General features: G+C 64.5%; 23 protein-coding genes. 13 read left to right on the top strand and 10 right to left on the bottom strand.

Annotated elements, in window-relative coordinates; all coding sequences use genetic code 11:
• Nucleotide 1: 1 nt before the first annotated feature.
• A complete protein-coding gene (locus BHK69_RS20730; protein WP_069691749.1) occupies nucleotides 2-1,012 on the bottom strand; it encodes a 1-aminocyclopropane-1-carboxylate deaminase in 1,011 nt (336 codons plus the stop codon).
• Nucleotides 1,013-1,170: 158 nt separating this feature from the next.
• On the opposite strand from BHK69_RS20730, the gene BHK69_RS20735 reads away from it, so the two are divergent.
• Entirely contained in the window at nucleotides 1,171-1,635 is a 465-nt protein-coding gene (locus BHK69_RS20735) for an Lrp/AsnC family transcriptional regulator (protein ID WP_069691750.1), read from the top strand.
• Between the two features lie 174 nt (nucleotides 1,636-1,809).
• Here BHK69_RS20735 and urtE read toward each other — a convergent pair whose 3' ends face one another.
• From urtE to urtA, 5 genes are all read right to left on the bottom strand, one after another.
• Nucleotides 1,810-2,505 (bottom strand): urea ABC transporter ATP-binding subunit UrtE, encoded by a 696-nt coding sequence (urtE, locus tag BHK69_RS20740; protein WP_069691751.1) that lies wholly within the window; start codon nucleotides 2,503-2,505, stop codon nucleotides 1,810-1,812.
• A gap of 126 nt (nucleotides 2,506-2,631) precedes the next feature.
• Nucleotides 2,632-3,396, bottom strand: a complete 765-nt coding sequence (gene urtD, locus BHK69_RS20745; RefSeq protein WP_069693840.1) for an urea ABC transporter ATP-binding protein UrtD — start codon at nucleotides 3,394-3,396, stop codon at nucleotides 2,632-2,634.
• Nucleotides 3,397-3,401: 5 nt separating this feature from the next.
• Nucleotides 3,402-4,544, bottom strand: a complete 1,143-nt coding sequence (gene urtC, locus BHK69_RS20750; protein ID WP_069691752.1) for an urea ABC transporter permease subunit UrtC — start codon at nucleotides 4,542-4,544, stop codon at nucleotides 3,402-3,404.
• Nucleotides 4,541-6,154 (bottom strand): urea ABC transporter permease subunit UrtB, encoded by a 1,614-nt coding sequence (gene urtB, locus BHK69_RS20755; RefSeq protein ID WP_244548263.1) that lies wholly within the window; start codon nucleotides 6,152-6,154, stop codon nucleotides 4,541-4,543. Before urtB ends, urtC begins: the two co-directional genes overlap by 4 nt.
• Nucleotides 6,155-6,307: 153 nt before the next feature.
• Nucleotides 6,308-7,594 (bottom strand): urea ABC transporter substrate-binding protein, encoded by a 1,287-nt coding sequence (gene urtA / locus BHK69_RS20760; protein WP_069691754.1) that lies wholly within the window; start codon nucleotides 7,592-7,594, stop codon nucleotides 6,308-6,310.
• Between the two features lie 655 nt (nucleotides 7,595-8,249).
• On the opposite strand from urtA, the gene rnr reads away from it, so the two are divergent.
• From rnr to rpmG, 4 genes are all read left to right on the top strand, one after another.
• Nucleotides 8,250-10,568: a ribonuclease R gene (rnr, locus tag BHK69_RS20765; protein ID WP_244548264.1), complete on the top strand. Its 2,319-nt coding sequence runs from the start codon at nucleotides 8,250-8,252 to the stop codon at nucleotides 10,566-10,568.
• Nucleotides 10,568-11,026, top strand: a complete 459-nt coding sequence (locus tag BHK69_RS20770; RefSeq protein ID WP_069691756.1) for a DUF983 domain-containing protein — start codon at nucleotides 10,568-10,570, stop codon at nucleotides 11,024-11,026. Before rnr ends, BHK69_RS20770 begins: the two co-directional genes overlap by 1 nt.
• Entirely contained in the window at nucleotides 11,023-11,757 is a 735-nt protein-coding gene (locus tag BHK69_RS20775) for an NUDIX hydrolase (protein ID WP_069691757.1), read from the top strand. Before BHK69_RS20770 ends, BHK69_RS20775 begins: the two co-directional genes overlap by 4 nt.
• Before the next feature lie 307 nt (nucleotides 11,758-12,064).
• Nucleotides 12,065-12,232, top strand: coding sequence for a 50S ribosomal protein L33 (gene rpmG / locus BHK69_RS20780; protein WP_038367996.1), 168 nt, complete (start codon nucleotides 12,065-12,067; stop codon nucleotides 12,230-12,232).
• A gap of 89 nt (nucleotides 12,233-12,321) precedes the next feature.
• On the opposite strand, the gene BHK69_RS32950 is transcribed toward rpmG, so the two are convergent.
• Nucleotides 12,322-12,534, bottom strand: coding sequence for a hypothetical protein (locus BHK69_RS32950; RefSeq protein WP_069691758.1), 213 nt, complete (start codon nucleotides 12,532-12,534; stop codon nucleotides 12,322-12,324).
• Between the two features lie 446 nt (nucleotides 12,535-12,980).
• On the opposite strand from BHK69_RS32950, the gene BHK69_RS20790 reads away from it, so the two are divergent.
• The gene (locus BHK69_RS20790; protein WP_069691759.1) at nucleotides 12,981-13,181 is read left to right on the top strand and encodes a hypothetical protein; all 201 of its coding nucleotides are present in this window, start codon (nucleotides 12,981-12,983) and stop codon (nucleotides 13,179-13,181) included.
• A 324-nt stretch (nucleotides 13,182-13,505) separates the two neighbouring features.
• On the opposite strand, the gene BHK69_RS20795 is transcribed toward BHK69_RS20790, so the two are convergent.
• Both BHK69_RS20795 and BHK69_RS20800 read right to left on the bottom strand, forming a co-directional pair.
• Nucleotides 13,506-14,882 (bottom strand): PleD family two-component system response regulator, encoded by a 1,377-nt coding sequence (locus BHK69_RS20795; RefSeq protein WP_069691760.1) that lies wholly within the window; start codon nucleotides 14,880-14,882, stop codon nucleotides 13,506-13,508.
• Between the two features lie 17 nt (nucleotides 14,883-14,899).
• Entirely contained in the window at nucleotides 14,900-15,271 is a 372-nt protein-coding gene (locus BHK69_RS20800) for a response regulator (protein WP_069693841.1), read from the bottom strand.
• A 139-nt stretch (nucleotides 15,272-15,410) separates the two neighbouring features.
• On the opposite strand from BHK69_RS20800, the gene BHK69_RS20805 reads away from it, so the two are divergent.
• Both BHK69_RS20805 and BHK69_RS20810 read left to right on the top strand, forming a co-directional pair.
• On the top strand, nucleotides 15,411-15,701 hold the full coding sequence (locus BHK69_RS20805; protein ID WP_069691761.1) for a DUF3572 domain-containing protein: 291 nt from the start codon (nucleotides 15,411-15,413) through the stop codon (nucleotides 15,699-15,701).
• Nucleotides 15,698-17,056 carry a DNA polymerase IV gene (locus BHK69_RS20810; RefSeq protein WP_069691762.1) on the top strand — a complete coding sequence of 453 codons (1,359 nt, stop codon included), beginning with the start codon at nucleotides 15,698-15,700 and terminating at the stop codon, nucleotides 17,054-17,056. Before BHK69_RS20805 ends, BHK69_RS20810 begins: the two co-directional genes overlap by 4 nt.
• On the opposite strand, the gene BHK69_RS20815 is transcribed toward BHK69_RS20810, so the two are convergent.
• Complete coding sequence (locus BHK69_RS20815) at nucleotides 17,013-17,864, bottom strand: cell envelope integrity EipB family protein (RefSeq protein WP_069691763.1); 852 nt, start codon at nucleotides 17,862-17,864, stop codon at nucleotides 17,013-17,015. The two genes, BHK69_RS20810 and BHK69_RS20815, sit on opposite strands and share 44 nt — an antisense overlap.
• 184 nt (nucleotides 17,865-18,048) lie before the next feature.
• Here BHK69_RS20815 and BHK69_RS20820 point away from each other — a divergent pair, with 184 nt between their 5' ends.
• From BHK69_RS20820 to BHK69_RS20840, 5 genes are all read left to right on the top strand, one after another.
• Complete coding sequence (locus BHK69_RS20820; protein ID WP_069691764.1) at nucleotides 18,049-18,519, top strand: RidA family protein; 471 nt, start codon at nucleotides 18,049-18,051, stop codon at nucleotides 18,517-18,519.
• Nucleotides 18,519-19,283: a glycerophosphodiester phosphodiesterase family protein gene (locus BHK69_RS20825; protein WP_069691765.1), complete on the top strand. Its 765-nt coding sequence runs from the start codon at nucleotides 18,519-18,521 to the stop codon at nucleotides 19,281-19,283. The genes BHK69_RS20820 and BHK69_RS20825 overlap by 1 nt, the downstream gene beginning before the upstream one ends.
• Nucleotides 19,280-20,545, top strand: a complete 1,266-nt coding sequence (locus BHK69_RS20830; protein WP_069691766.1) for a GNAT family N-acetyltransferase — start codon at nucleotides 19,280-19,282, stop codon at nucleotides 20,543-20,545. The genes BHK69_RS20825 and BHK69_RS20830 overlap by 4 nt, the downstream gene beginning before the upstream one ends.
• Before the next feature lie 96 nt (nucleotides 20,546-20,641).
• Complete coding sequence (locus BHK69_RS20835; protein ID WP_069691767.1) at nucleotides 20,642-21,184, top strand: hypothetical protein; 543 nt, start codon at nucleotides 20,642-20,644, stop codon at nucleotides 21,182-21,184.
• Between the two features lie 58 nt (nucleotides 21,185-21,242).
• Nucleotides 21,243-21,671, top strand: coding sequence for an HIT family protein (locus tag BHK69_RS20840; protein ID WP_069691768.1), 429 nt, complete (start codon nucleotides 21,243-21,245; stop codon nucleotides 21,669-21,671).
• Nucleotides 21,672-21,699 lie beyond the last annotated feature (28 nt).

Below are 21,699 nucleotides of genomic sequence, written 5' to 3' on the forward strand. Positions count from 1 at the left end.
ATCAGCCGTTGCGGAAGGTGTAGCTGTAGCCGTTGATCGCCGGCACGCCGCCAAGATGCGCGTAGAGCACCTTGGAGCCGGCCGGGAAGAAGCCCTTCTTCACCAGATCGATCATGCCCTGCATGGATTTCCCCTCATAGACCGGGTCGGTCATCATTCCTTCGAGACGGGCCGAGAGGCGGATCGCCTCGATCGTCTCCTGCGAGGGCACGCCATAGACCGGGTAGGCATAGTCCTCATTCAGGACGATATCCTCGTTGGTGATGTCCTTGCCGCCGACGAGGGCCGAGGTCTTTTGAGCAATATCGAGGACCTGGGCGCGGGTCTGGGTCGGTGTAAAGGAAGCGTCGATGCCGATGACGTTGCGCTGGCGGCCATCTTTGGCGAAGCCGACGACCATGCCGGCATGGGTCGAGCCGGTGACGGTGCAGACGATGACGTAGTCGAATTTGAAGCCGAGTTCGACTTCCTGAGCCCGCACTTCCTCGGCGAAGCCGACATAACCGAGACCGCCGAATTTATGGACCGAGGCACCGGCGGGAATAGCGTAAGGCTTGCCGCCCTTGGCCTTCACATCGGCGAGCGCCTTCTCCCAGCTTTCGCGGATACCGATGTCGAAACCCTCGTCGACGAGCTGGACCTCGGCGCCCATGACGCGCGACAGCAGGATGTTGCCGACGCGGTCATAGACGGCGTCCTCATGCGGCACCCAGCTTTCCTGGATCAGGCGGCACTTCATGCCGATCTTGGCGGCGGTCGCGGCGACCATGCGGGTGTGGTTCGACTGCACGCCACCGATCGAAACCAGCGTATCGGCGTTGCTGGCGATAGCGTCGGGCACGATATATTCGAGCTTGCGCAGCTTGTTGCCGCCGAAGGCCAGGCCCGAATTGCAATCCTCGCGCTTGGCGAAGATCTCGACATGGCCGCCGAGATGGGCGGACAGGCGCGATAATTTCTCGATCGGCGTGGGGCCGAAGGTCAGCGGATAGCGCTCGAATTTACTCAACATGGCAGGCTCGTCTCCCTCGAAATTGATCGGGGAAAAATATCGAATCTCAGTTGAGACGTCCTTCCAAAGTGAGTGCTTGTTTTTTCTGATACTTCCGCAATTATCGGATTGTTACGCCATCTGTTCCGAAAATTGGCATAAAAATGGACGCTTCTTCCATGGTTGAAAAACTCGACCGAACCGACCTCAAAATCCTGCGCCTGCTGCAGGCGGATGGGCGGCTCGGCAATGCCGAGATCGCCAAACGGGTCAACACCAGCCCCGCCACATGCCATCGGCGGATCCAGCGCCTGTTCAGCGAGGGCTATATTTCGTCGGTGCGCGCGCAGGTCTCGCCGCAACATGTCGAGATGGGCACGCTGGCCTTCGTCGGCGTGGTGCTGGATCGCTCCACGCCCGAAAGCTTCGGCGATTTCGAGGCCGCCATCCGGAACATGCCCACCGTCCTCGATTGCCACATCGTCGCCGGCGATTTCGACTATTTCCTCAAGATCCGCGTCAGGGACATGGCCGATTTCAACAAGCTGCACGCCGACAAGCTGATCGCGTTGCCAGGCGTGCGGCAGACGCGGACCTTCTTCGTGATGAAGGAGGTCGTCGACAACGCCCCGCTCGCGTTTTGAATATTGACACCGAGCAGCTGACTCTTAATCAGCGGGTCCAGCATCGTCATGCTCGCCCTTGTGGCGAGCATCCACGTCTTGAACACTGCTCTCGATCCAAGAAGACGTGGATGGTCGGGACAAGCCCGACCATGACGGAAAGCGCCACGCTGGAATGCGGGCGCGAGCTGAATGTCACACCTGGATCAAGCGCTGGACCTGATTGGCGTCGAGCTCGGCCATCGGCCCCGACAGCACGACCTCGCCGCGCTCCATCACGAACATCGTGTCGGCAAGGTCGCGGGCGAAGTCGAAATATTGCTCGACCAGCACGATCGCCATGTCGCCCTTGGAGCGCAGGTAGTCGATCGCGCGACCGATATCCTTGATGATCGAGGGCTGGATGCCCTCGGTCGGCTCGTCCAGCACCAGTAATTTGGGCCGGGTGACTAGCGCCCGCGCGATGGCGAGTTGCTGTTGCTGGCCACCCGAGAGGTCTCCACCGCGCCGCCCCAACATCGATTTCAGCACGGGGAATAGGTCAAACAGTTCGCTGGGCACGTAGCGCTCCTTGCGGGGCAAGGGCGCATAACCCGTCTCCAGATTTTCCTTCACGCTCAGCAGCGGGAACACCTCCCGCCCCTGCGGTACATAGGCGATGCCGGCGCGTGCGCGATCCTCGCTGCGCAGCTTCGAGATGTCCTCGCCGCCAAAGCTGATCTTGCCGCCCGAGATCGCCTGGTGGCCGACGATGGCGCGCATCAGCGAGGTCTTGCCGACACCGTTGCGGCCCATCACGCAAGTGACCTTGCCGATCTCGGCCGTGACCGAGACGCGACGGAGCGCCTGGGCTGCGCCGTAATGGAGATCGATGGCGTCGACGCTCAGCATGGCTGTTCGGGCGAGTGGCGAATGGCGAATGGCGAATGGTCGCAGTCTCGACGCGGGCGCCGCAGGCAGATGACACCACCCATTCGCCATTCGCCACTCGCCACTCGCCGGTTCATCGCCATTCGCTCACCTCCCCAGATACACTTCGACGACACGCTCATTGGCGCTGACCTGGTCGAGCGGCCCCTCGGCCAGAACCGAGCCTTCATGCAGCACGGTCACCTTCACGCCGAGTTCGCGGATGAAGCCCATGTCATGCTCGACCACGATGACCGAATGATCCTTGGCGATCTCCTTGAGGAGGGTGGCCGTCTCGGCCGTCTCGCCATCGGTCATGCCGGCGGCGGGCTCGTCGACCAGCAGGAGCTTTGGATCCTGCGCCAAGAGCATGCCGATCTCGAGCCACTGCTTCTGGCCATGCGAGAGCGAGCCCGCGAGCCTGTCACGGGCATCGCCGAGCTTGATGATGCCGAGGATATCGTCGATGCGCTTGGCGTCCGCAGCCGCGGTCTTCCAGAACAAGGTCCTGGCCACCGTGCGCTTCGATTTCAGCGCCAGCAGGATGTTGTCCTCGATGCTGTGGAAATCAAACACCGTCGGCTTCTGGAACTTGCGGCCGATGCCGAGATTGGCGATCGCCGCCTCGTCGAGCTTGGTCAGATCGACGGAGCCGCCAAACATCACCGTGCCGACATCGGGCCGGGTCTTGCCGGTGATGATGTCCATCATCGTGGTCTTGCCGGCACCGTTGGGGCCGATGATGGCGCGCATCTCGCCGGGCTCGATGGTCAGCGAAAGCCCGCGAATGGCCTTGAAACCGTCGAAGGAGACGCTGACGCCGTCGAGATAGAGCAGCGAGGAGGTGAGTGCGCCGGGAACGGAAGCGTTCATGTCGTTTACTCCGCCGGAGCCGGTTCGGCCGCAGGCGACGGCTTCGGCGGCGCCTTGCGCCTGGCCCACCAATCCTGCGCCGTGCCCAGGATGCCCTTGGGCATGAACAGGGTGACGAAGACGAAGAGCGCGCCGAGCGCGAACAACCAATACGGCGCCATGAAGCCCGAGGTGAAGACGGTCTTGGCGTAGTTGACGACGACAGCGCCCAAGGCCGCGCCAACCAGCGTGCCGCGCCCGCCGACGGCGACCCAGATCACGGTCTCGATCGAGTTCGCCGGCGCGAATTCGCTGGGATTGATGATGCCGACCTGCGGCACGTAGAGCGCGCCGGCGACGCCCGCCATGCAGGCCGAGACGGTGAAGACGAAGAGCTTGAAGCGGTCAACCCGGTAGCCGAGGAAGCGCGTGCGGGATTCCGCATCGCGGATCGCGATCACCACCTTGCCGAGTTTCGACGAGACGATGCCGCGCGCGATCAGGAAGCCGGCGATCAGCATGACGCAGGTCATCGAGAACAGCGCCGCGCGCGTCGATTGCGCCTGGACGTTGAAGCCGACGATCTCCTTGAAGTCGGTCAGGCCGTTATTGCCGCCAAAACCCATATCGTTGCGGAAGAAGGCCAGCAGCAGCGCATAGGTCAGCGCCTGGGTGATGATCGAGAGATAGACGCCGGTGACGCGGGAGCGGAAGGCAAACCAGCCGAAGACGAAGGCGAGCAGGCCTGGCACGGCCAGGACCATCAGCATGGCGAAGGGAAAAGAGGAGAAGCCGTACCAGTACCAGGGCAACTCGCTCCAGTTCAGGAAGACCATGAAATCGGGCAGGATCGGGTTGCCATAGGTTCCGCGCGAGCCGATCTGGCGCATCAGATACATGCCCATGGCGTAGCCGCCGAGCGCGAAGAAGGCGCCGTGGCCGAGGCTCAGGATGCCGCAATAGCCCCAGACCAGATCGAGCGAGATCGCCAGCAGCGCGTAGCAGAGATATTTGCCCCAGAGCGACATGGTCGAGGTCGGCACGTGCAAGAGCGAGCCCGGCGGCAGGAGCAGATTGGCGAGCGGGACGAGAACCGCCAGCACTGCCAGCACGGCGAGGAAGACGAGGCCGCGCTTGTCCATGCCCTGGATGAGGAAGCGGGTGATCATGCTTCCACCGCCCTGCCCTTTTGCGCGAACAGGCCGCGCGGGCGTTTCTGGATGAACAGGATGATGAAGACCAGCAGCGCGATCTTGCCGAGGACCGCGCCGGCATAAGGCTCGAGCAGCTTGTTGGCGATGCCGAGCGTCATCGCGCCGACCAGCGTGCCCCAGAGGTTGCCGACCCCGCCGAAGACCACGACCATGAAACTATCGATGATGTAGCTCTGGCCGAGATTGGGGCTGACATTGTCGATCTGCGAGAGTGCGACACCGGCGAGCCCCGCTACACCCGAGCCCAGCCCGAAGGTCAGCGCATCGACACGTCCGGTGCGAATGCCCATTGCCGAGGCCATGCGCCGGTTCTGGGTGACGGCGCGCATCTGCAGCCCGATCGGCGTCAGCTTCAGGATCGCCAGCAGCGCCCCGAACACCAGTGCCGCGAAGACGATGATCCAGAGCCGGTTCCAGGTGATGGCGAGGCCGCCGAGATCGAAGGCGCCCGACATGAAGGCGGGGGCGCCGACCTCGCGATTGGTCGGGCCGAAGGCGGTGCGCACCGCCTGCTGCAGGATCAGGCTGATGCCCCAGGTCGCGAGCAGCGTCTCCAATGGCCGGCCATAGAGGAAGCGGATGACGCCGCGCTCGATCGCGATGCCGACGAGAGCGGCGACGAGGAAGGCCAGCGGCAGGGCGATCGCCAGCGAATAGTCGAACAGGCCGGGGAAGCGGGTGCGGATGACCTCCTGGACGATGAAGGTCGTATAGGCCCCGAGCATCACCATCTCGCCATGGGCCATGTTGATCACGCCCATCACCCCGAAGGTGATGGCGAGCCCGATCGCCGCCAGCAGCAGCACGGAGCCGAGCGAGAGCCCGTACCAGAGGTTCTGAGCGGTGCGCCACAGCGCCAGCTTGCCCTCGATATCGGTGATCGCCCGTGCCTGCGCGTCCTTCAATGCAGACGTGGCGTCGCCGGGCAGCGAGCGCAGCGTCGCGAGCGCATCCTGGTCACCGCGCTCGCGCAGCACGTCAACGGCGGCGAGGCGGTCGAAGGGCGGCGCGTCCGCCTTGGCGATCAGGATGGCGGCCTGGGCCTGGCGCAAGGCAGCCTTGGCGCGGGTATCGGTTTCCTTGCCGATCGCGGTCTCCAGCACCGGCAGCACGCTGACATCGCGAGACTTGAATACGGCTTCGGCCGCGGCGATGCGCTTGCCGGCATCGGGATTGAGCAGGCCGAGCCCGCCGAGCGCAGCCTGGATATTGCGGCGGACGCCATTGTTGAGCCGCACGGCGCCGAGGCCCGGCGGTTCCGAGGCAAGCGCAGCGCCGGTCCTGGCGTCGAGTAGCTTGCCATCCTTGGTCTTGACGACGACCGCGCCGCCTCCGGCCAGAAGCCGGCCATCGGCCAGCGCCTCGATGATGATTGCGGCCTGCGGATGGGCGTTCGCGATCAGGATCTCGATGGCGCGATTGGTGTCGGAAAAGCTGTCGGCGCCGAGCCTGGTAAAGGCCTCGTCGGCGGCTTGGGGCGAACCCTGGGCCGACGCGGCGCTCGGCTGGAGCGCAAGCAGCGTCGCTAGCGCGATCATGCGCAGAAGGCAGGACACAATTCGCATGGGCTCGTTTCGGTTTCGCGGCTCGGCAGCTTGCTTGGCAGTGACGGACTTGGGCGGTGACGGACGCCTCCGGCTCGAAGGCCGCAGGCGTCTCGTCGAAATCCGAAGGACGGCCGGGCTTTTCCGCCCGTGCCGTCCTTCCCCCTCATGACCTCACGCGCCGCCGCATTTGCCGGTCTTGACGTTGAAGTTGCCGCACTTCTTCTCGACCCAGTCGCCGATCAGGTCCTTGGAGCCGTCGAGCTCCTTCGACCAGGCGTCGCCAGCGACGAGACCGGTCTTCGAGACCACGTCGAACTGGCCGTCGGCCTTGATCTCGCCGATCAGCACGGGCTTGGTGATGTGGTGGTTCGGGAGCATCTTCGAGACGCCGCCGGTCAGGTTAGGCGCCTCGATGCCCGGCAGCGCGTCGATGACCTTGTCGGGATCGAAGCTCTTGGCCTTCTCGACCGCCTTGACCCACATGGCGAAGCCGATGACATGGGCTTCCATCGGATCGTTGGTGACGGCCTTCTCGTTCTTCTTGTAGGCCTTCCACTGCTTGATGAAGGCCTCGTTCTCCGGCGTCTTCACCGACTGGAAGTAGTTCCATGCAGCGAGATGGCCGAGCAGCGGCTTGGTGTCGATGCCGGCGAGCTCTTCCTCACCCACCGAGAAGGCCACGACTGGGATATCCGTCGCCTTGATGCCCTGGTTGCCGAGCTCCTTGTAGAACGGCACGTTGGCATCGCCGTTGATGGTCGAGACCACGGCGGTCTTCTTGCCGGCCGAGCCGAACTTCTTGATGTCGGACACGATCGTCTGCCAGTCGGAATGACCGAACGGCGTGTAGTTGATCATGATGTCCTCGGCCTTGACGCCCTTGGACTTGAGATAGGCCTCGAGGACCTTGTTGGTCGTGCGCGGATAGACGTAGTCGGTGCCGGCGAGCACCCAGCGCTGAACCTTCTCCTCCTTGGCGAGATAATCGACCGCGGGAATGGCCTGCTGGTTCGGCGCGGCGCCGGTATAGAAGACGTTACGCTCCGACTCCTCGCCCTCGTACTGGACGGGGTAGAACAGGATCGAATTCAGCTCCTTGAAGACCGGCAGCACGGATTTGCGCGACACCGAGGTCCAGCAGCCGAACACGGCCGAGACCTTGTCCTTGGCGATCAGTTCGCGCGCCTTCTCGGCAAAGAGCGGCCAGTTCGAGGCGGGGTCGACGACGACGGCTTCGAGCTTCTTGCCGAGCACGCCGCCCTTCTTGTTCTGCTCGTCGATGAGCATGAGCATGACGTCCTTCAACGTCGTCTCGGAAATCGCCATCGTGCCCGAGAGCGAATGCAGGATGCCGACCTTGATGGTCTCCTGCGCTGCGGCCGGCAGGAGCGTCCCCAGAAAAGTGGCGCCTGCAAGTGCAGCGCCCAAAATAACGCGACGAGTATTGCTCACGGACATGTCCCCCGAACCAATCCTGTTGAATGCACCCTTGAGCGGGCGCCGACAGGCCTCCCCGGCCCGGAGGAGCGGGCTCGCAAGCGACATGCCAACGAGCCTTTTGCGATGGTTGCGCCCGCAAAACTCTGCCGCAGGGGCAGCTTTTGCCGAATTTCCTGCCTGGTGAGCCTCCATGCACGCAATGATGATGCGAAAAGACCGTATTTGCCTATTTATTATACAAACTTTCCGCCCATCTTTTCGGCAGGCGCTGTGAAGAGCTTCATTTTGCCGGCTGCCGCGGCATTTCGCCTGACGAAGGAAGCGCGTTTTTTGACATTTACGCCGGCCTGAGAATCGCCCTAGCCTGTCCTTGTCGGTAACAACTGAAAGGAGGTGATCCAGTGTCTCATTGTCATCAACCGCTGGTGCAAAGCGGGTGGACCTGGACTCATTCCCAATGGGGTTCTTGTTCCGCGTGAGTTTTCGCGCCTTTGGGTCCGGCTCGCCGGACCGCGGTTCGACAATGGAAGGGCTGCCCGCAAGGGCAGCCCTTCTTTCATTTGGATGCTTTCATCGGAGGATGCGGCGATACCGGTTCTGGCGTCGGCGCGACGCTCATGGCAGACAGGGCTTGTGTTTTCTTCGCCCTCCCCCGTTTTGACGAGCCGATATCGTGTCATCGCCCGTGCCTGAGCCGAGCCGTGAGGCGATCCTGGACTTCATCGAGACCGAGCGTGCCGCCGGCCGCGATGCCGGCCGCCGCGAGATCGCGCGCGCCTTCGGGCTGTCCGGCGGCGGCAAGATCTGGCTGAAGCGGCTGTTGAAGGAGATCCAGGAGGATCAAGCTGCCGACGCTCCCGGGAACGGGGTGCTGGCCGCGCATCCGCGCGGCGCCTTGCCGCCCGTCCTGCTGAGCGAGATCAAATCCAAGGATCGCGACGGCGACCTCGTCGCAGCCCCCCTGGAATGGAACGAGGCAGACCAGGGCGTGGCGCCGCGCATCCTGATCGAGCGGCCGCGCGAATTCCGCGCCAAGCGTAATGCGGCTCCGGCAGCCGGTGTCGGCGACCAGGTCCTGCTCAAGCTGACCCGATTGAAGGGCGTCGACGGCTTCACCTATTCCGGCCGTGTGCTGAAGATCATGGGCAAGGGCAAGGCCCAGGTGCTCGGCATCTTCCGCGCCCTGCCCGATGGCAGCGGCCGCCTGATCCCGATCGACAAGAAGGCGCAGGGCCGCGAGGCGCTGATCCCGAAGGGCCGCACGGCCGAGGCGCAGGATGGCGACCTCATCTCCGTCACGCTGCGCAACGAGACACGCTTCGGGCCTTCCGAGGCGCATGTGCGCGAGCGGCTCGGCTCGATCAAATCGGAGCGCGCCGTCAGCCTGATCGCGATCCACGCCCATGGCATTCCCAATGTCTTCTCGCCGGCGACCATCGCCGAGGCTGATGCAGTGCGCCCCGCCGGCACCGCCGGCCGCGAGGATTGGCGCGATCTACCGCTGATCACGATCGACCCCTTCGATGCCAAGGACCATGACGACGCGGTCCATGCCGCACCCGACGCCGATCCCGATAATCCCGGCGGCTATGTCGTCACCGTCGCCATCGCCGATGTCGCGGCCTATGTCCGGCCGGGCTCCAGCCTCGACCGCGAGGCGCTGGAGCGCGGCAACTCGGTCTATTTCCCTGACCGGGTCGTGCCGATGCTGCCGGAGCGGATCTCGAACGATCTCTGCTCGCTGCGCGGCGGCGAAGACCGGCCGGCCCTCGCAGTGCGGCTGGTGCTGAAATCGGACGGCTCCAAGAAGACCCATTCCTTCCACCGCATTCTGATGCGCTCGGCCGCCAAGCTCTCCTACCAGCAGGCGCAGGCCGCGATCGACGGCAAGCCCGACGAAACCACCGGCCCGATCCGCAACACCATCCTGATGCCGCTCTGGGCCGCCTATGGCATCGCTTCCCGCGCCCGCGACGCGCGCCAGCCGCTCGATCTCGATTTGCCCGAGCGCAAGCTGGTGCTGAAACCCGACGGCGCGGTCGATCGCGTCATCGTCCCCGAGCGGCTGGCGGCGCATAAGCTGATCGAGGAGTTCATGATCCTCGCCAATGTCGCCGCCGCCGAGACCCTGGAGAAGGCCGGCAGCCTCTTGATCTACCGCTGCCATGACGAGCCATCGCTGGAGAAGATGCGGGCGCTCGGCGAGGTTCTGGCCTCGATCGGCATCAAGTTGCCCAAGGAGGCCGCGCTCCGGCCGGTGCTGTTCAACCGCATCCTGGCCATGATCAAGGGCTCGGAGAACGAGCTCTTCCTCAATGAGGTCGTATTGCGGACCCAGGCACAGGCCGAATATGTCGCCGAGAATTACGGGCATTTCGGCTTGAACCTGCGCCGCTACGCCCATTTCACCTCGCCGATCCGGCGCTATGCCGACCTTATCGTCCACCGCGCTCTGATCACCGCCATGCGGGTCGGAGATGACGGTCTGCCGAAAGCGACGACGCTCGCCGAATTGCGCGAGGTCTCGACCCGGATCTCGGCGGCCGAACGCCGCGCCATGGCGGCCGAGCGCGAGACCACGGACCGCCTGATCGCGCATTTCCTGGCCGACCAGATCGGTTCCAGCTTCGACGGCCGGATCGGCGGCGTGAATCGCGCCGGCCTGTTCGTGAAGCTGGACGGTACCGGTGCCGACGGCTTCATCCCGGCCTCGACATTGGGCGCCGACTATTATCGCTACGACGAAGCCGCCCACGCCATGATCGGGGAACGCAGCGGCGAGAGCTGGCGCCTGGGCGACCGGGTGCATGTGCGCCTCGTCGAAGCCGCCCCGGTGGCAGGCGCTCTGCGCTTCGAATTGCTCTCCGAGGGCCGGCATGTGACACCGGGACGCTCTGGCAATCGCCCGGCACGGCCCCCTATATCAGGGCGCGCGAGGGCGAAGCCGTCCTTCGGCAAGGCGGGCGGCAAGAAGCCCGGCAAGAGGCGCTGATGTCTGTTCAAATCAATCATGCGGTGGCGCGGCCGGTCGAACGCGACTGGCGCAGCGCCATCGGGCGCGGCCTGATGGGGCGCTGCCCGCATTGCGGCGAAGGCAAGCTGTTCCGCGCCTTCCTCAAGCCGGTCGATACCTGCGAGGCGTGCGGTGAGGCGATGCATCATCAGCGCGCCGACGACCTGCCGCCCTATATCGTCATCACCATCGTCGGCCATATCGTCGTCGGCGGCCTGCTGATGGCCGAGAAATATGCCAACTGGCCGATGTGGCTGCATATGGCGATCTGGCCCACGCTGGCGGTCCTGCTCTGCCTCGTGCTGATGCAGCCGGTGAAGGGCGGCGTGGTCGGCCTGCAATGGGCGATGCGCATGCATGGCTTCGACAACAATGGTTTCGACGGCAAGCCGCCACGGCCGGAACGCCAGCCCGCAGCCAGTTTGCTGCGCCCGTGAGCGACCATGTCGTCACGCTGACGCAGGCCGAACGCGCGCGCGTCAGGGTCAATCTGCGCCCCAAGGATGCGGCGACGGTGCTGATCATCGACCGCTCGGCCAGGACACCACGGGTTCTGATGGGCAAGCGCCATCCCGGCCATAAGTTCATGCCCGGGAAATTCGTCTTTCCCGGCGGCAGGATCGATCCGGAAGACCGCCGCATGACGGCGACCGGCGCGCTCGACCAGATTTGCGAAAACCGGCTGATGGCGCGTATGCAGCGTCCAAGCCCGATGAAGGCGCGTGCGCTGGCGCTGGCCGCCATTCGCGAGACCTTCGAGGAGACGGGCCTGCTCTTCGGCTCGAGCGAGCTCGGCACGCCCGAGAAGCCACCCGCCGGCAGTTGGGCGGGCTTCGCCAGCCACGGCATTTTCCCCGACCTCAGCGCCATTACATTCGTCGCGAGGGCCGTGACGCCGCCGCGCCGGCCCAAGCGCTTCGACACGCGCTTCTTCACGATCGACTATGGCGCCCTCGCCGGGAAGGTCGAGGGGATGACGGGCCCCGATTCGGAGTTGATCGAACTCGTCTGGGTGACGTTTGCGGATGCGCAGAAGCTCGATCTGCCGACGATCACGCAGGTGATTCTGAAGGAAGTCGATGCGCGGCTGAGCGCGGGCTTCGCGCCTTATCTGCCGGTTCCCTATTATTGGGAGAAGAACGGCCACTTCGTCCGCGAGGAATTATAGAGCATTGCGCGAAAAAATGGGCACCGGTTTTTCGCAAGGGCAATGCACTAAACTCTAGGAATCGATCACGTTCTTTCGCATTCGGACGAAACCGTCCGAATGCGACGTGATCGAGGGATAGCATCCCCCATCGCGGCGCCATGCTGCGCCGCATGACGCGACGAGGCGGAAACAGCCAGGCGCGCGCCATTCTTTCTTGACTTCGCCGGCTCGTTGCGGCATTCCCCCACCCGACGGTTTGCCGGGTCCGCCCGGCCATTTTCTTTTTATAGGGCCTCACCAGCCCCTCAGGCTCGAGGATAATCCCATGGCCAAGGCCGTGACCATCAAGATCAAGCTGCTCTCGACCGCGGATACCGGTTTCTTCTATGTCACCAAGAAGAACTCCCGCACGATGACCGAGAAGATGTCCAAGAAGAAGTACGACCCCGTCGCGCGCAAGCACGTCGAGTTCAAGGAAACCAAGATCAAGTGATCCTGGTTACGCTTCAGGCATAACAACGCTCCTGAAAGACCGCTCGTATCCCGGGCGGTTTTTCATTTTGGCCTGCCGCGATGCACCCGTCAGTAGGACGGCTTGGGCACGAACAGGCAGAAGGGCCGCTGCGACGGCGCGATCACGGTCCCGGTCAGGGTGCCCCCACTCCGGCAGATGTGAAAACGCCCGTCTTTCGAGACCCGCGTGGCAGTTTCCGGCACGAAATGACCGTCATGGGTCATATAGCCGCCGGGAACGATGCGGGGATCGGGTTCGCGGGCATCCTGGTCCACTCCCATGGGCCAGCAATCGCGGTCGCTGCAGCAGTCGTAAGGGTACCAACTATGCGCGTAGACAAGCCCTCCGCCCCACGGTGATGCCGTAAGGCAGAGCGCCAATGCGAGGGTACGCATGGGTCGCTCCATAGGTTGAGGATGTCAGGCCAGCATCTTCGCAATCCGAACAGCCTGGATTGCGAATCGTCATCAGGGTATCACGCTGGAGCGCTACCGTGGATCGATTTGCTGCGCTGCAATCTCCGACGCCGAGAGCGACCTTGCCGGGCGGCCAAGTTTTGCGGCCGCCTGCGACGAATATGTCACTTGGCTCGGGCAATGACTGGCGTAGCATGGGCTTCTCGCCCGATCTTTGCAGGCCGAAAGGCTTATGGGCTCGCGCGGGCCGTCGAGACGGTGCCGGCGCCTGCCAATTTAAACCTATCCTCCTCCCCGATCGGACATAGCCCTTGAGCAGCGGCGACAAGCATGCCGAGCCCCTCGCACCAGGCCACAGCCCGTGGCGGCGCTTCCTTAAGCTGCTCGTGGAAGTCGATTCGTCGCGCTTCGCGCTCAGCCGGTTGAAGGCAGCGCTGATGCTGCTCGCCATCCTCGCGCTCTTCGCCGGGTTCGGCTACGCCCTGCCGGCGCTGTTCTCGCGCTATTTCTGAAGACCGCTCCCGGATCACAGGAATGCAAGCTGTCGCCCTAGTAGAGGGCTTGCTCCGTCTGCGTCAGGTTTGAGAGGGTGGTCGGCCGGCGACGGTTCTGATGAGGCCAGAAATCCGTCACCGACCGGCCGAGCCCATCGGTTTCCCAGGAGATGCGGCGGATCCGGGAGCCCGAAGGGCGTCTCAAAGCAGCAACAGTTAGCCGCTGCGTTGAAACGACCCTACAGGCAGGCCCTCCCGAATCAATCCAATTGGACTGATTCACCAATATTCATCGATGCTTAACCTTACCTGCTAACCGTTCCGGGGGGCAGGAGGTGGTTTTCAGGCGGCATTGGCCACGATGACGCGGTTTCGCCCGGCATCCTTGGCGCGGTAGAGCGCATCATCGGCGCGCTTCATCATCTCCGCCGCCGAGGCATCGCCCGCGCGCCGGCTCGCGACGCCGATCGAGACCGTCACCGTGATGGAGCGGGTGTTGCGGTGGATGCTGAAAGGCTCGGCCTCGACCCGCTCGCGGATACGCTCTGCAACTGCGCAGGCCGCGTCCAGAGAGGTATCCGGCAGCACCACGACGACCTCCTCGCCGCCCATCCGGGCGACCAGATCGATGCCGCGCGTGCAGGCGCGCACCCGGTCGGCGAATTCGCGCAGCACCTCGTCGCCGGCATCATGCCCCCAGGTGTCGTTGACGACCTTGAAGCGATCGACATCAAGGACGAGCATGGCGAGCGAGCGGGCCCTGAGCGCCGATTCATCGAACATCGTGCCCATGCGGCTGTCCATGAAGCGGCGGTTATGCAAGCCGGTGAGCTGATCCATCACCGCCATTTCCATGGACGACTGGACGCTGTCGCGCAGCCGCTCGGTAAAGCGCTTGCGGCGCACCTGCGTGCGTACGCGCGCCAGGAGCTCGTTGCGGTCGACCGGACGGATTAGGAAGTCATGGGCCCCGATCTCGAGGCCGCGCAGGATGCGCGCGCGATCCTCGGCCTCGCCGAGCATCAGCACCGAGACGTTGCGGGTGCGCTCGAGCGAGCGCAACTGGCTGCAAATCCGCAGGCCGTCATAGGCCTTGAGGTCGAGACTGACGAGAACGCTGTCGTAATCGCCCTCGGCAGCCCGCACCAGGGCCTGATGCGGATCAGCCTCGATCTCGACGATGTGGAAGGCCGAAAGCGCGCTCGACAGCCGCTCGGTCACGGTCGGCCGGTCTTCGATCACCAGGATGCGGCCGTTCAGACCGGTCTCGGAGGCTGCGGCGGCAAGCGGATCGGCGATGCCGAGCCGGCGCGAGGCGAAAGCGCGATTGCGCAACTCGTCCGTGACGGATTTCAAGCGAACAAGGCTGCGGACGCGGGCAAAGAGCGCGGTGTCGTCGAGCGGCTTGGTCAGAAAATCGTCGGCCCCGGCGTCCAACCCCTTCAGGCGGTCGCCGGGTTGATCGAGCGCCGTCACCATCACGACCGGGATATGGGCCGTGGTCGCGCCGTTCTTCAAGCGCCGGCAGACCTCGAAGCCGTCCATACCCGGCATCATCACGTCGAGCAGGACGATGTCCGCCTCGCCGCGTTCGCAGATCGCCAGCGCCTCGATTCCATTCAGCGCGGTCACGACGTCGAAATACTCCGCTGAAAGCTTCGCCTCCAGCAGCTTCACATTGGTGACGATGTCGTCGACGACGAGGACACGGGCTGACATGGTTTGCTTTCGAAGCCTCAGGCTGGGCCAGCGTAGGCGCGGACGGTCTCCAGGAATTTCGCAACCGAGATCGGCTTGGAGAGGTAAGCCTCGCAGCCTCCCTCACGAATACGTTCTTCGTCACCCTTCATCGCAAAAGCCGTCACCGCGATGACAGGGATGGATTTGAGGGTGTCATCCTCCTTGATCCATTTGGTGACTTCGAGCCCCGAGACCTCGGGAAGCTGGATGTCCATCAAAATCAGATCGGGATGATGCGCGCGCGCGAGTTCGATCGCCTCGATGCCATCGGCAGTCTTCAGCGTCGCATAGCCATGCGCTTCAAGCAAATCATTGAAGAGCTTCATGTTGAGCTCATTGTCCTCGACGATCAAAACCGTCTTCATCATGCCGCCCTTCAATCGCGCCACTGACAGGCCGTCTCGATCCTGCCATCACAAGTTGGCGGCCTCATTCACAGATTACGTTAGCATGAGAGCCGTTGACGAAACGCAAACCTGAAGCTCGATTCAGAAGGCAGCTCCCGCCATGGCAAGACCCCCCTCCGTCGAGGACGCTGAACATCTCGCGCTGCGCGCGCTGGGCTTCCTCGCTGCAGATCCGGCGCGTCTGGAGCCCTTTCTGGCCCAAACCGGCCTCGGCCCCTCGAATCTGAGGGCTGCGGCGCAAGAGCCCGGTTTCCTCGTCGCGGTGCTCGACCACCTCGCCGGCAGCGATTCGCTGCTCTTGGAGTTTGCCGGAAATTTAAGCTTGAATCCGGAAATCGTCGCGCAAGCGCGTGGGCGGCTCGCCGGGCCGCCAATGGACGAGGCCCCGTGATCGACCGGGCCGCCCAGCCCGCGCGGCGTGTGTTCTGCCGCGATTGCCTCATCGATCATGAGGAGGCAATCGCCGCACTGCGTCGCTGCCCGGCTTGCGGCTCACCCCGGCTGCTGCGGCATCCCGAGCGCGACGCCCTGAGCCTTGCCCATATCGACTGCGACGCCTTCTATGCGGCGATCGAGAAGCGCGACGATCCCACGCTGCTCGACAAACCGGTGATCATCGGTGGCGGCAAGCGCGGCGTGGTCTCGACGGCCTGCTATATCGCCCGGACCTATGGCGTGCGCTCGGCGATGCCGATGTTCAAGGCGCTGGAGGCCTGCCCCGAGGCCGTGGTCGTCAAACCGAACATGGCGAAATACGTCGCGGTCGGGCGCGAGGTCAGGCGATTGATGCAGGAGCTGACACCGCTGGTCGAGCCGCTCTCGATCGACGAGGCCTTTCTCGACCTCGCTGGAACCGAGCGCCTGCATCACGCCAGCCCCGCCATCACGCTCGCGCGCTTCGCCAAGCGGATCGAGAGCGAGATCGGGATCAGCATCTCCGTCGGCCTGTCCTATGCCAAGTTCCTGGCCAAGGTCGCCTCCGACATGGACAAGCCGCGCGGCTTCTCCGTCATCGGGCGGGCGGAGGCCGTCGCATTTCTAGCGAGCAAGCCGGTCAGCCTCATCCCCGGCGTCGGCCAGGCGAGTGCAGCCAAGCTAGCCGAATCCGGTTACCGCCTGATCGGCGATCTGCGCGAAGCACCGATCGACAAGCTCTTCCGCTTGGCCGGCAAGGATGGGCCGCGACTGAAGAAGCTCGCCAACGGCATCGACGAGCGCCAGGTCACGCCCGACCGCGAGACCAAGAGCGTGTCCAGCGAAACCACGCTCGACGTCGATCTTTCGCGCTTCGAGGATCTCGAGCCGGTGCTATGGCGGCTCTGCGAGAAGACCTCGAAACGCCTCAAGGCCCAGGCGCTCGCAGGCCGGACCATCACCATGAAGCTGAAGACGGCGGATTTTCACGCGATCACGCGCGCCAGCCGCCTGCCGGAGCCGACACAACTGGCAGCCAGGCTGTTCGCCGCCGGGCGCGACCTGCTCAAGCGCGAATGCAACGGCCAGCGCTATCGGCTGATCGGCATCGGCGCGAGCGACTTCAGCGCACCCGAGGAAGCCGACCATGGCGACCTCGCCGATGTCGCGACGCCCAGGCTGAAGGCGATGGAGGGCGCGCTCGACGCGCTGCGCGCCCGCTTCGGCGATGCATCGATCGGCAAGGGCCTCAGTCTGCGCGGCCCACAGCGGACCAGCGGCGCGAGCGTTACTTCGCGCAATCCTGCTTCGGAAGAAGATCCAGACGCGTGAGCGTGCCGCGCAGGGCGAAGCTGCCATAATCGAGCTTGATCGCGCCGGTCACGCCATTCTCATAAAGCTCGAAGGAAATGGTGTAAGATGGCGTAGTCTCGCCGGAATCGACCTTGAAATAAGAGATCGACACCGGCCAGCGCGCCAGCGTCTCGAACTCCGGCCGCTGCAGCGGCGCCTCGGAGGGCTTGGCCTCGATCCGCTTCCCGATCACCGAGAGCGTGTCATAGACCTCCTTGCCGCTATTGGCGCCGTCATAGAGGCGCACGTTCAGCGTGGTCTTGCCGGCACGCGCCGCCTCGATCACCGCCTTCATCTGCGCGTTCGGGAACAGGGCGTCCGTCGTCTGGCGCACCGTCTCGGGCTTGGGCGCGCTGAGCTTGATCTCGTAGCCGCCACCGGATTTCTGGACCGACCCGTCGACGATCTCGGCCGGCGCGCCGCCCGCCGAGCTTTCAGTCTTGAAGCGGTAGCTCGCCCCGTCGCCTGCCTCGAAGCTCGTCGTGCGCGCATCGATAGTGCGCGGGCCGCCCTCGCTGCTGCTCACCTGCGTGACCTGGCGGAAGGAGAGTACGTAACCCTCGCAGGCATCGCCGGTGAAATCGAAGGCGATGCGGCCGCGCGCCGCCTCGATGCTGGTGGCAGGCTTGTCGTCGTCGAGCACGAGATCGTAGACCGCGCGATGGGGCGCCAGAACCACGCGCCCAACCGATTGCGGCTGGGCCGAGGCGCCGACGCTCGCCAGCACGGCGGCCGTGCTCAGGATACTCGCCAGGGTACTCGCAAGGCCAAATCCGTTCATGCTCATGACACTTGCCGCTTTGTTAGGTGATCGAACGAATCTAGGTGCATTGCAGCGGTGGCGCAAACAAGGCGGAAGGCCGCCTTCGCGAACGCCGGTCCGAGCCGCCTTGCGAGCATATCGGGGCTGCTTGCGGCTTGCCCGGCCATCGGCCATGAAGGTTTCATTCCATCGAGCCGGAGGCCGCCCCATGAGCGCAATCGAAGCCAAGCTTGCCAAACTCGGCATCACCCTGCCCGCGCCCGCTGCGCCGGTCGCGAATTACGTGCCCTATGTCATCACCGGCAAGTTGCTGGTGATCTCCGGCCAGATCTGTTTCGGACTGGATGGCAAGCTTTCCGACAGCCACAAGGGCAAGCTCGGTGCCGAGATCTTCAACGAGGCCGGCATCGAGGCGGCGCGGCTCTGCGCCATCAACGTGCTGGCGCAGGCCAAGGCCGCGCTCGGCGATCTCGATCGGATCACCCGCTGCGTGCGCCTCGGCGGCTTCATCAACTCGATGCCGCATTTCGCGGGCCTGCCGGCGATCATGAACGGCGCCTCGGATTTGATGGTCGAGGTGCTCGGCGACAAGGGCCGCCATGCCCGCTCGACCATCGGCGTCGCCGAACTGCCGGCCGACGCCGCCGTCGAAGTCGAGGCGATGTTCGAGATCGCGTGATGACGCAGCTTGCGACATCCGGACTCGGTTGGCTCGTCGCCCGACCGATCGCGCATCGCGGCCTGCATGATGCGAAGGCCGGGTTGATCGAGAACAGCCTGTCCGCAGCCGAGGCCGCCATCGCCGGCGGCTTCGGCATCGAATGCGACGTCCAGCTCAGCGCCGACGGCGAGGCGATGGTGTTTCACGATTTCGTGCTCGACCGTTTGACGGCCGAGACCGGCCTCGTCAACGAGCGGAGCGCGCAGGCGCTGGCCGGGATCGCGTTCAAGGGCAGCAGTGACCGCATTCCGACGCTGAACGTCTTTCTCGATGCGGTCGCGGGACGCGTGCCGCTGGTGATCGAGGTCAAGAGCCGCTTCGACGGCGCTCTCGCTTTGGCGCAGCGCACGGCCGAGATCGTCAACCAGCGCTCTGGCCAGCCGATCGTGCTGAAATCCTTCGACCCCGTGATCGTCACGGCATTGCGCGAGCTCGCACCTGGCATCCCGCGTGGGATCGTGGCGATGAGCGACTATTCCTATCCCGACTATGATCGCCTCAACGCCGCCCAGAAGCATGCGCTGGCCAATCTGCTGCATTTCGGCGAGAGCCAGCCGGAGTTTTTGTCCTGGAAGGTTGCTGATTTGCCGAGCGCGGCTCCCTATCTCTGTCGGGGGGCGTTGGGCCTGCCGGTGATGAGCTGGACGGTGCGCAACGCCGGGGATCGCGAGCGGGCCGCATTGCATGCCGACCAGATGGTCTTCGAGGGCTTCAAACCTTGAGTGTTGACGGACGCGACGACCTCAGGGTGCGCGTCGCGACGTCTTTGAAGACCGTCCCCGCCGCTGCATGGAACGCCTGCGCCAACCCGTTCGCGTTGCGCGCCGCCATGGCCGCGACCTCCCCGGCTCCTATCTCCCCTGCTCCTGCCTGCCAGGATACCGCCTCGGCGATCGACGAGGATAATCCCTTCGTCTCGCATGCCTTCCTGCTCGCCCTGGAGGAGAGCGGTTGCGTCGGCAGGCGTTCCGGCTGGTCTCCGGCCTATCTGCTGGTCGAGGATGCGCAAGGCACGCTGCTGGCGGCGTCGCCGAGCTTCCTCAAGAGCCACAGCCAGGGCGAATATGTCTTCGACCATGCCTGGGCCGACGCCTATGAGCGCGCCGGGGGGCGCTACTATCCCAAGCTCCAGCTCGCCGCGCCCTTCACGCCCGCGACCGGGCCGCGCCTGCTGGTCGCTGACGGCCCGCGCGCCGGCGAGGCCCGCGCCGGGCTGATCGCAGGGCTGGAAGCATTGCGCGGGCAAGCGAATGCGTCATCCGTCCACGTCACCTTCGTCCAGGAGCCTGACATCGCGGCGCTGCGCGAGGCCGGCTATCTGGAGCGGCACGATCTTCAGTTTCACTGGCGCAACGAAGGCTTTGAAACCTATGATGATTTCCTGGCAACGCTGGCCTCGCGCAAGCGCAAGGCACTGAAGCGCGAGCGGCGCGAGGCGCTCTCTGCCGACATCACGGTCGATATCCTGTCCGGGTCCGACCTGACCGAAGCCGTCTGGGACGACTTCCATTCCTTCTACGAGGACACCGGCTCGCGCAAATGGGGCCGGCCCTATCTCAACCGTGCCTTCTTCTCGGCCGTGGGGGCGGCGATGGGCGAGCGTATCGTGCTGATGATGGCCAGGCGCGCCGGCCGCTACATCGCCGGCGCGATCAATTTCCGCGGCGCCAACACGCTTTATGGCCGCAACTGGGGTTGCATCGAGGACCACCCCTTCCTGCATTTCGAGCTCTGCTACCATCAGGCGATCGACTATGCGATCGCTCACAAGCTCAGCCGCGTCGAGGCCGGCGCGCAGGGCGAGCACAAACTGGCGCGTGGCTACCGGCCGGTGCTGACGCGCTCGCTGCATCATCTCGCCGATCCCGGGCTTCGCCGCGCCGTCGCCGCCTATCTCGTCAATGAACGCCAGCATATCGCGCAGGCGCAGGAGGCGCTTGCAGCGGAAAGCCCCTTCCGGAAAACCGGGGGTGCCGATGACTGAGGCTGCTTCGACGGATAGCGCCAGCATCTTCTGCGACGATTCCGAACTCGGCTATCGCCGCAGCCTGACGGATTTCTCGGTGCCGCTGATGAGGCCTTGCGAGGGTCTGCCGCCTTTCTCGCTCTGGAGGCCGAGATCAAGGCCGCGCCCTTCGCCGCCAAGATCGCCTGGGATATCTTGCCGCGCCGCAAGGACAGGCTGCACGCGACGGTCTGCGGCTCGCTCGGAACCGGTGCGGAGCCGACCATCGCGGACGAGACGCGGCGGGCGCTCCGCGCTATCCCGCCTTTCGCCGTCGAACTGCGCGGCCTGTTCTCGGGCAACGTCAATCGTGGCCGGCTTTATCTCGCCGCCTATCCGGAAAAACGCGACGGCATGAACATGCTGCAAGCCGTGCAACAGGCCTTCGGACGCTCGCCTGGCGATCTCTGGCTGGTTGGCCTCTACAATCTGACGGACGACCTCGATGCCGGAGAGACCGCGGCGCTGGCGGACATCGTGATGCGCTGGCGGGACCGACCGCTACTGCGTCTCGAGGCCACGGCGTTTGAAATCCTGGCCGCCTGCGACGATCTCGTGCTCGACAGCGTGGTCGAGGAGGTCCTGCCGCTTGCGGCTGCGCCCATCTCGACGGGTTGACGGCACGGCGGGCGAGCCACAGGTTGCACTCTCCCGCCTCCAGCCTGCCGGTCCCGTGATGAGCGCCTACGATCCCTCCAATGTCTTCGCCAAGATCCTGCGCGGCGAATTGCCTTCCCACACGGTCTATGAGGACGCCGACACCATCGCCATCATGGACATCATGCCGCGTGCCGACGGACATGTCCTGGTCGTCCCCAAGACCGCCTGCCGCAATGTCTTCGATGCGCCGCCCGAAGCGCTGAAATCCGTTGCCCTCAGCGTCCAGACGCTGGCGCGGGCGGTAAAATCGGCCTTCAATGCCGACGGCGTCACGATCCAGCAGTTCAACGAGGCCGCTGGCGGGCAGGTCGTGTTCCACCTGCATGTTCATGTCATGCCGCGCTTCGATGGCGTCGCGCTCAGGCCCCATACCGGCGCCATGGAAAAGCCCGATGTGCTGGCCGCCCATGCCGAAAAAATCCGGGCCGCGCTAAAAAATCTCTGAGCGATGTCACAACCGTCGGCGCTGTCTC

Source organism: Bosea vaviloviae, assembly GCF_001741865.1.
Classification (GTDB): domain Bacteria; phylum Pseudomonadota; class Alphaproteobacteria; order Rhizobiales; family Beijerinckiaceae; genus Allobosea; species Allobosea vaviloviae.

What these genes read in the sequence shown, in the direction of transcription:
- BHK69_RS20730 (WP_069691749.1), bottom strand. Translation starts at nt 1,012, where the DNA reads ATGTTGAGTAAATTCGAGCGCTATCCGCTGACCTTCGGCCCCACGCCG.
- BHK69_RS20735 (WP_069691750.1), top strand. Translation starts at nt 1,171, where the DNA reads ATGGTTGAAAAACTCGACCGAACCGACCTCAAAATCCTGCGCCTGCTG.
- urtE (WP_069691751.1), bottom strand. Translation starts at nt 2,505, where the DNA reads ATGCTGAGCGTCGACGCCATCGATCTCCATTACGGCGCAGCCCAGGCG.
- urtD (WP_069693840.1), bottom strand. Translation starts at nt 3,396, where the DNA reads ATGAACGCTTCCGTTCCCGGCGCACTCACCTCCTCGCTGCTCTATCTC.
- urtC (WP_069691752.1), bottom strand. Translation starts at nt 4,544, where the DNA reads ATGATCACCCGCTTCCTCATCCAGGGCATGGACAAGCGCGGCCTCGTC.
- urtB (WP_244548263.1), bottom strand. Translation starts at nt 6,154, where the DNA reads ATGCGAATTGTGTCCTGCCTTCTGCGCATGATCGCGCTAGCGACGCTG.
- urtA (WP_069691754.1), bottom strand. Translation starts at nt 7,594, where the DNA reads ATGTCCGTGAGCAATACTCGTCGCGTTATTTTGGGCGCTGCACTTGCA.
- BHK69_RS20770 (WP_069691756.1), top strand. Translation starts at nt 10,568, where the DNA reads ATGTCTGTTCAAATCAATCATGCGGTGGCGCGGCCGGTCGAACGCGAC.
- rpmG (WP_038367996.1), top strand. Translation starts at nt 12,065, where the DNA reads ATGGCCAAGGCCGTGACCATCAAGATCAAGCTGCTCTCGACCGCGGAT.
- BHK69_RS32950 (WP_069691758.1), bottom strand. Translation starts at nt 12,534, where the DNA reads ATGGGAGTGGACCAGGATGCCCGCGAACCCGATCCCCGCATCGTTCCC.
- BHK69_RS20795 (WP_069691760.1), bottom strand. Translation starts at nt 14,882, where the DNA reads ATGTCAGCCCGTGTCCTCGTCGTCGACGACATCGTCACCAATGTGAAG.
- BHK69_RS20800 (WP_069693841.1), bottom strand. Translation starts at nt 15,271, where the DNA reads ATGATGAAGACGGTTTTGATCGTCGAGGACAATGAGCTCAACATGAAG.
- BHK69_RS20805 (WP_069691761.1), top strand. Translation starts at nt 15,411, where the DNA reads ATGGCAAGACCCCCCTCCGTCGAGGACGCTGAACATCTCGCGCTGCGC.
- BHK69_RS20815 (WP_069691763.1), bottom strand. Translation starts at nt 17,864, where the DNA reads ATGAGCATGAACGGATTTGGCCTTGCGAGTACCCTGGCGAGTATCCTG.
- BHK69_RS20820 (WP_069691764.1), top strand. Translation starts at nt 18,049, where the DNA reads ATGAGCGCAATCGAAGCCAAGCTTGCCAAACTCGGCATCACCCTGCCC.
- BHK69_RS20825 (WP_069691765.1), top strand. Translation starts at nt 18,519, where the DNA reads ATGACGCAGCTTGCGACATCCGGACTCGGTTGGCTCGTCGCCCGACCG.
- BHK69_RS20840 (WP_069691768.1), top strand. Translation starts at nt 21,243, where the DNA reads ATGAGCGCCTACGATCCCTCCAATGTCTTCGCCAAGATCCTGCGCGGC.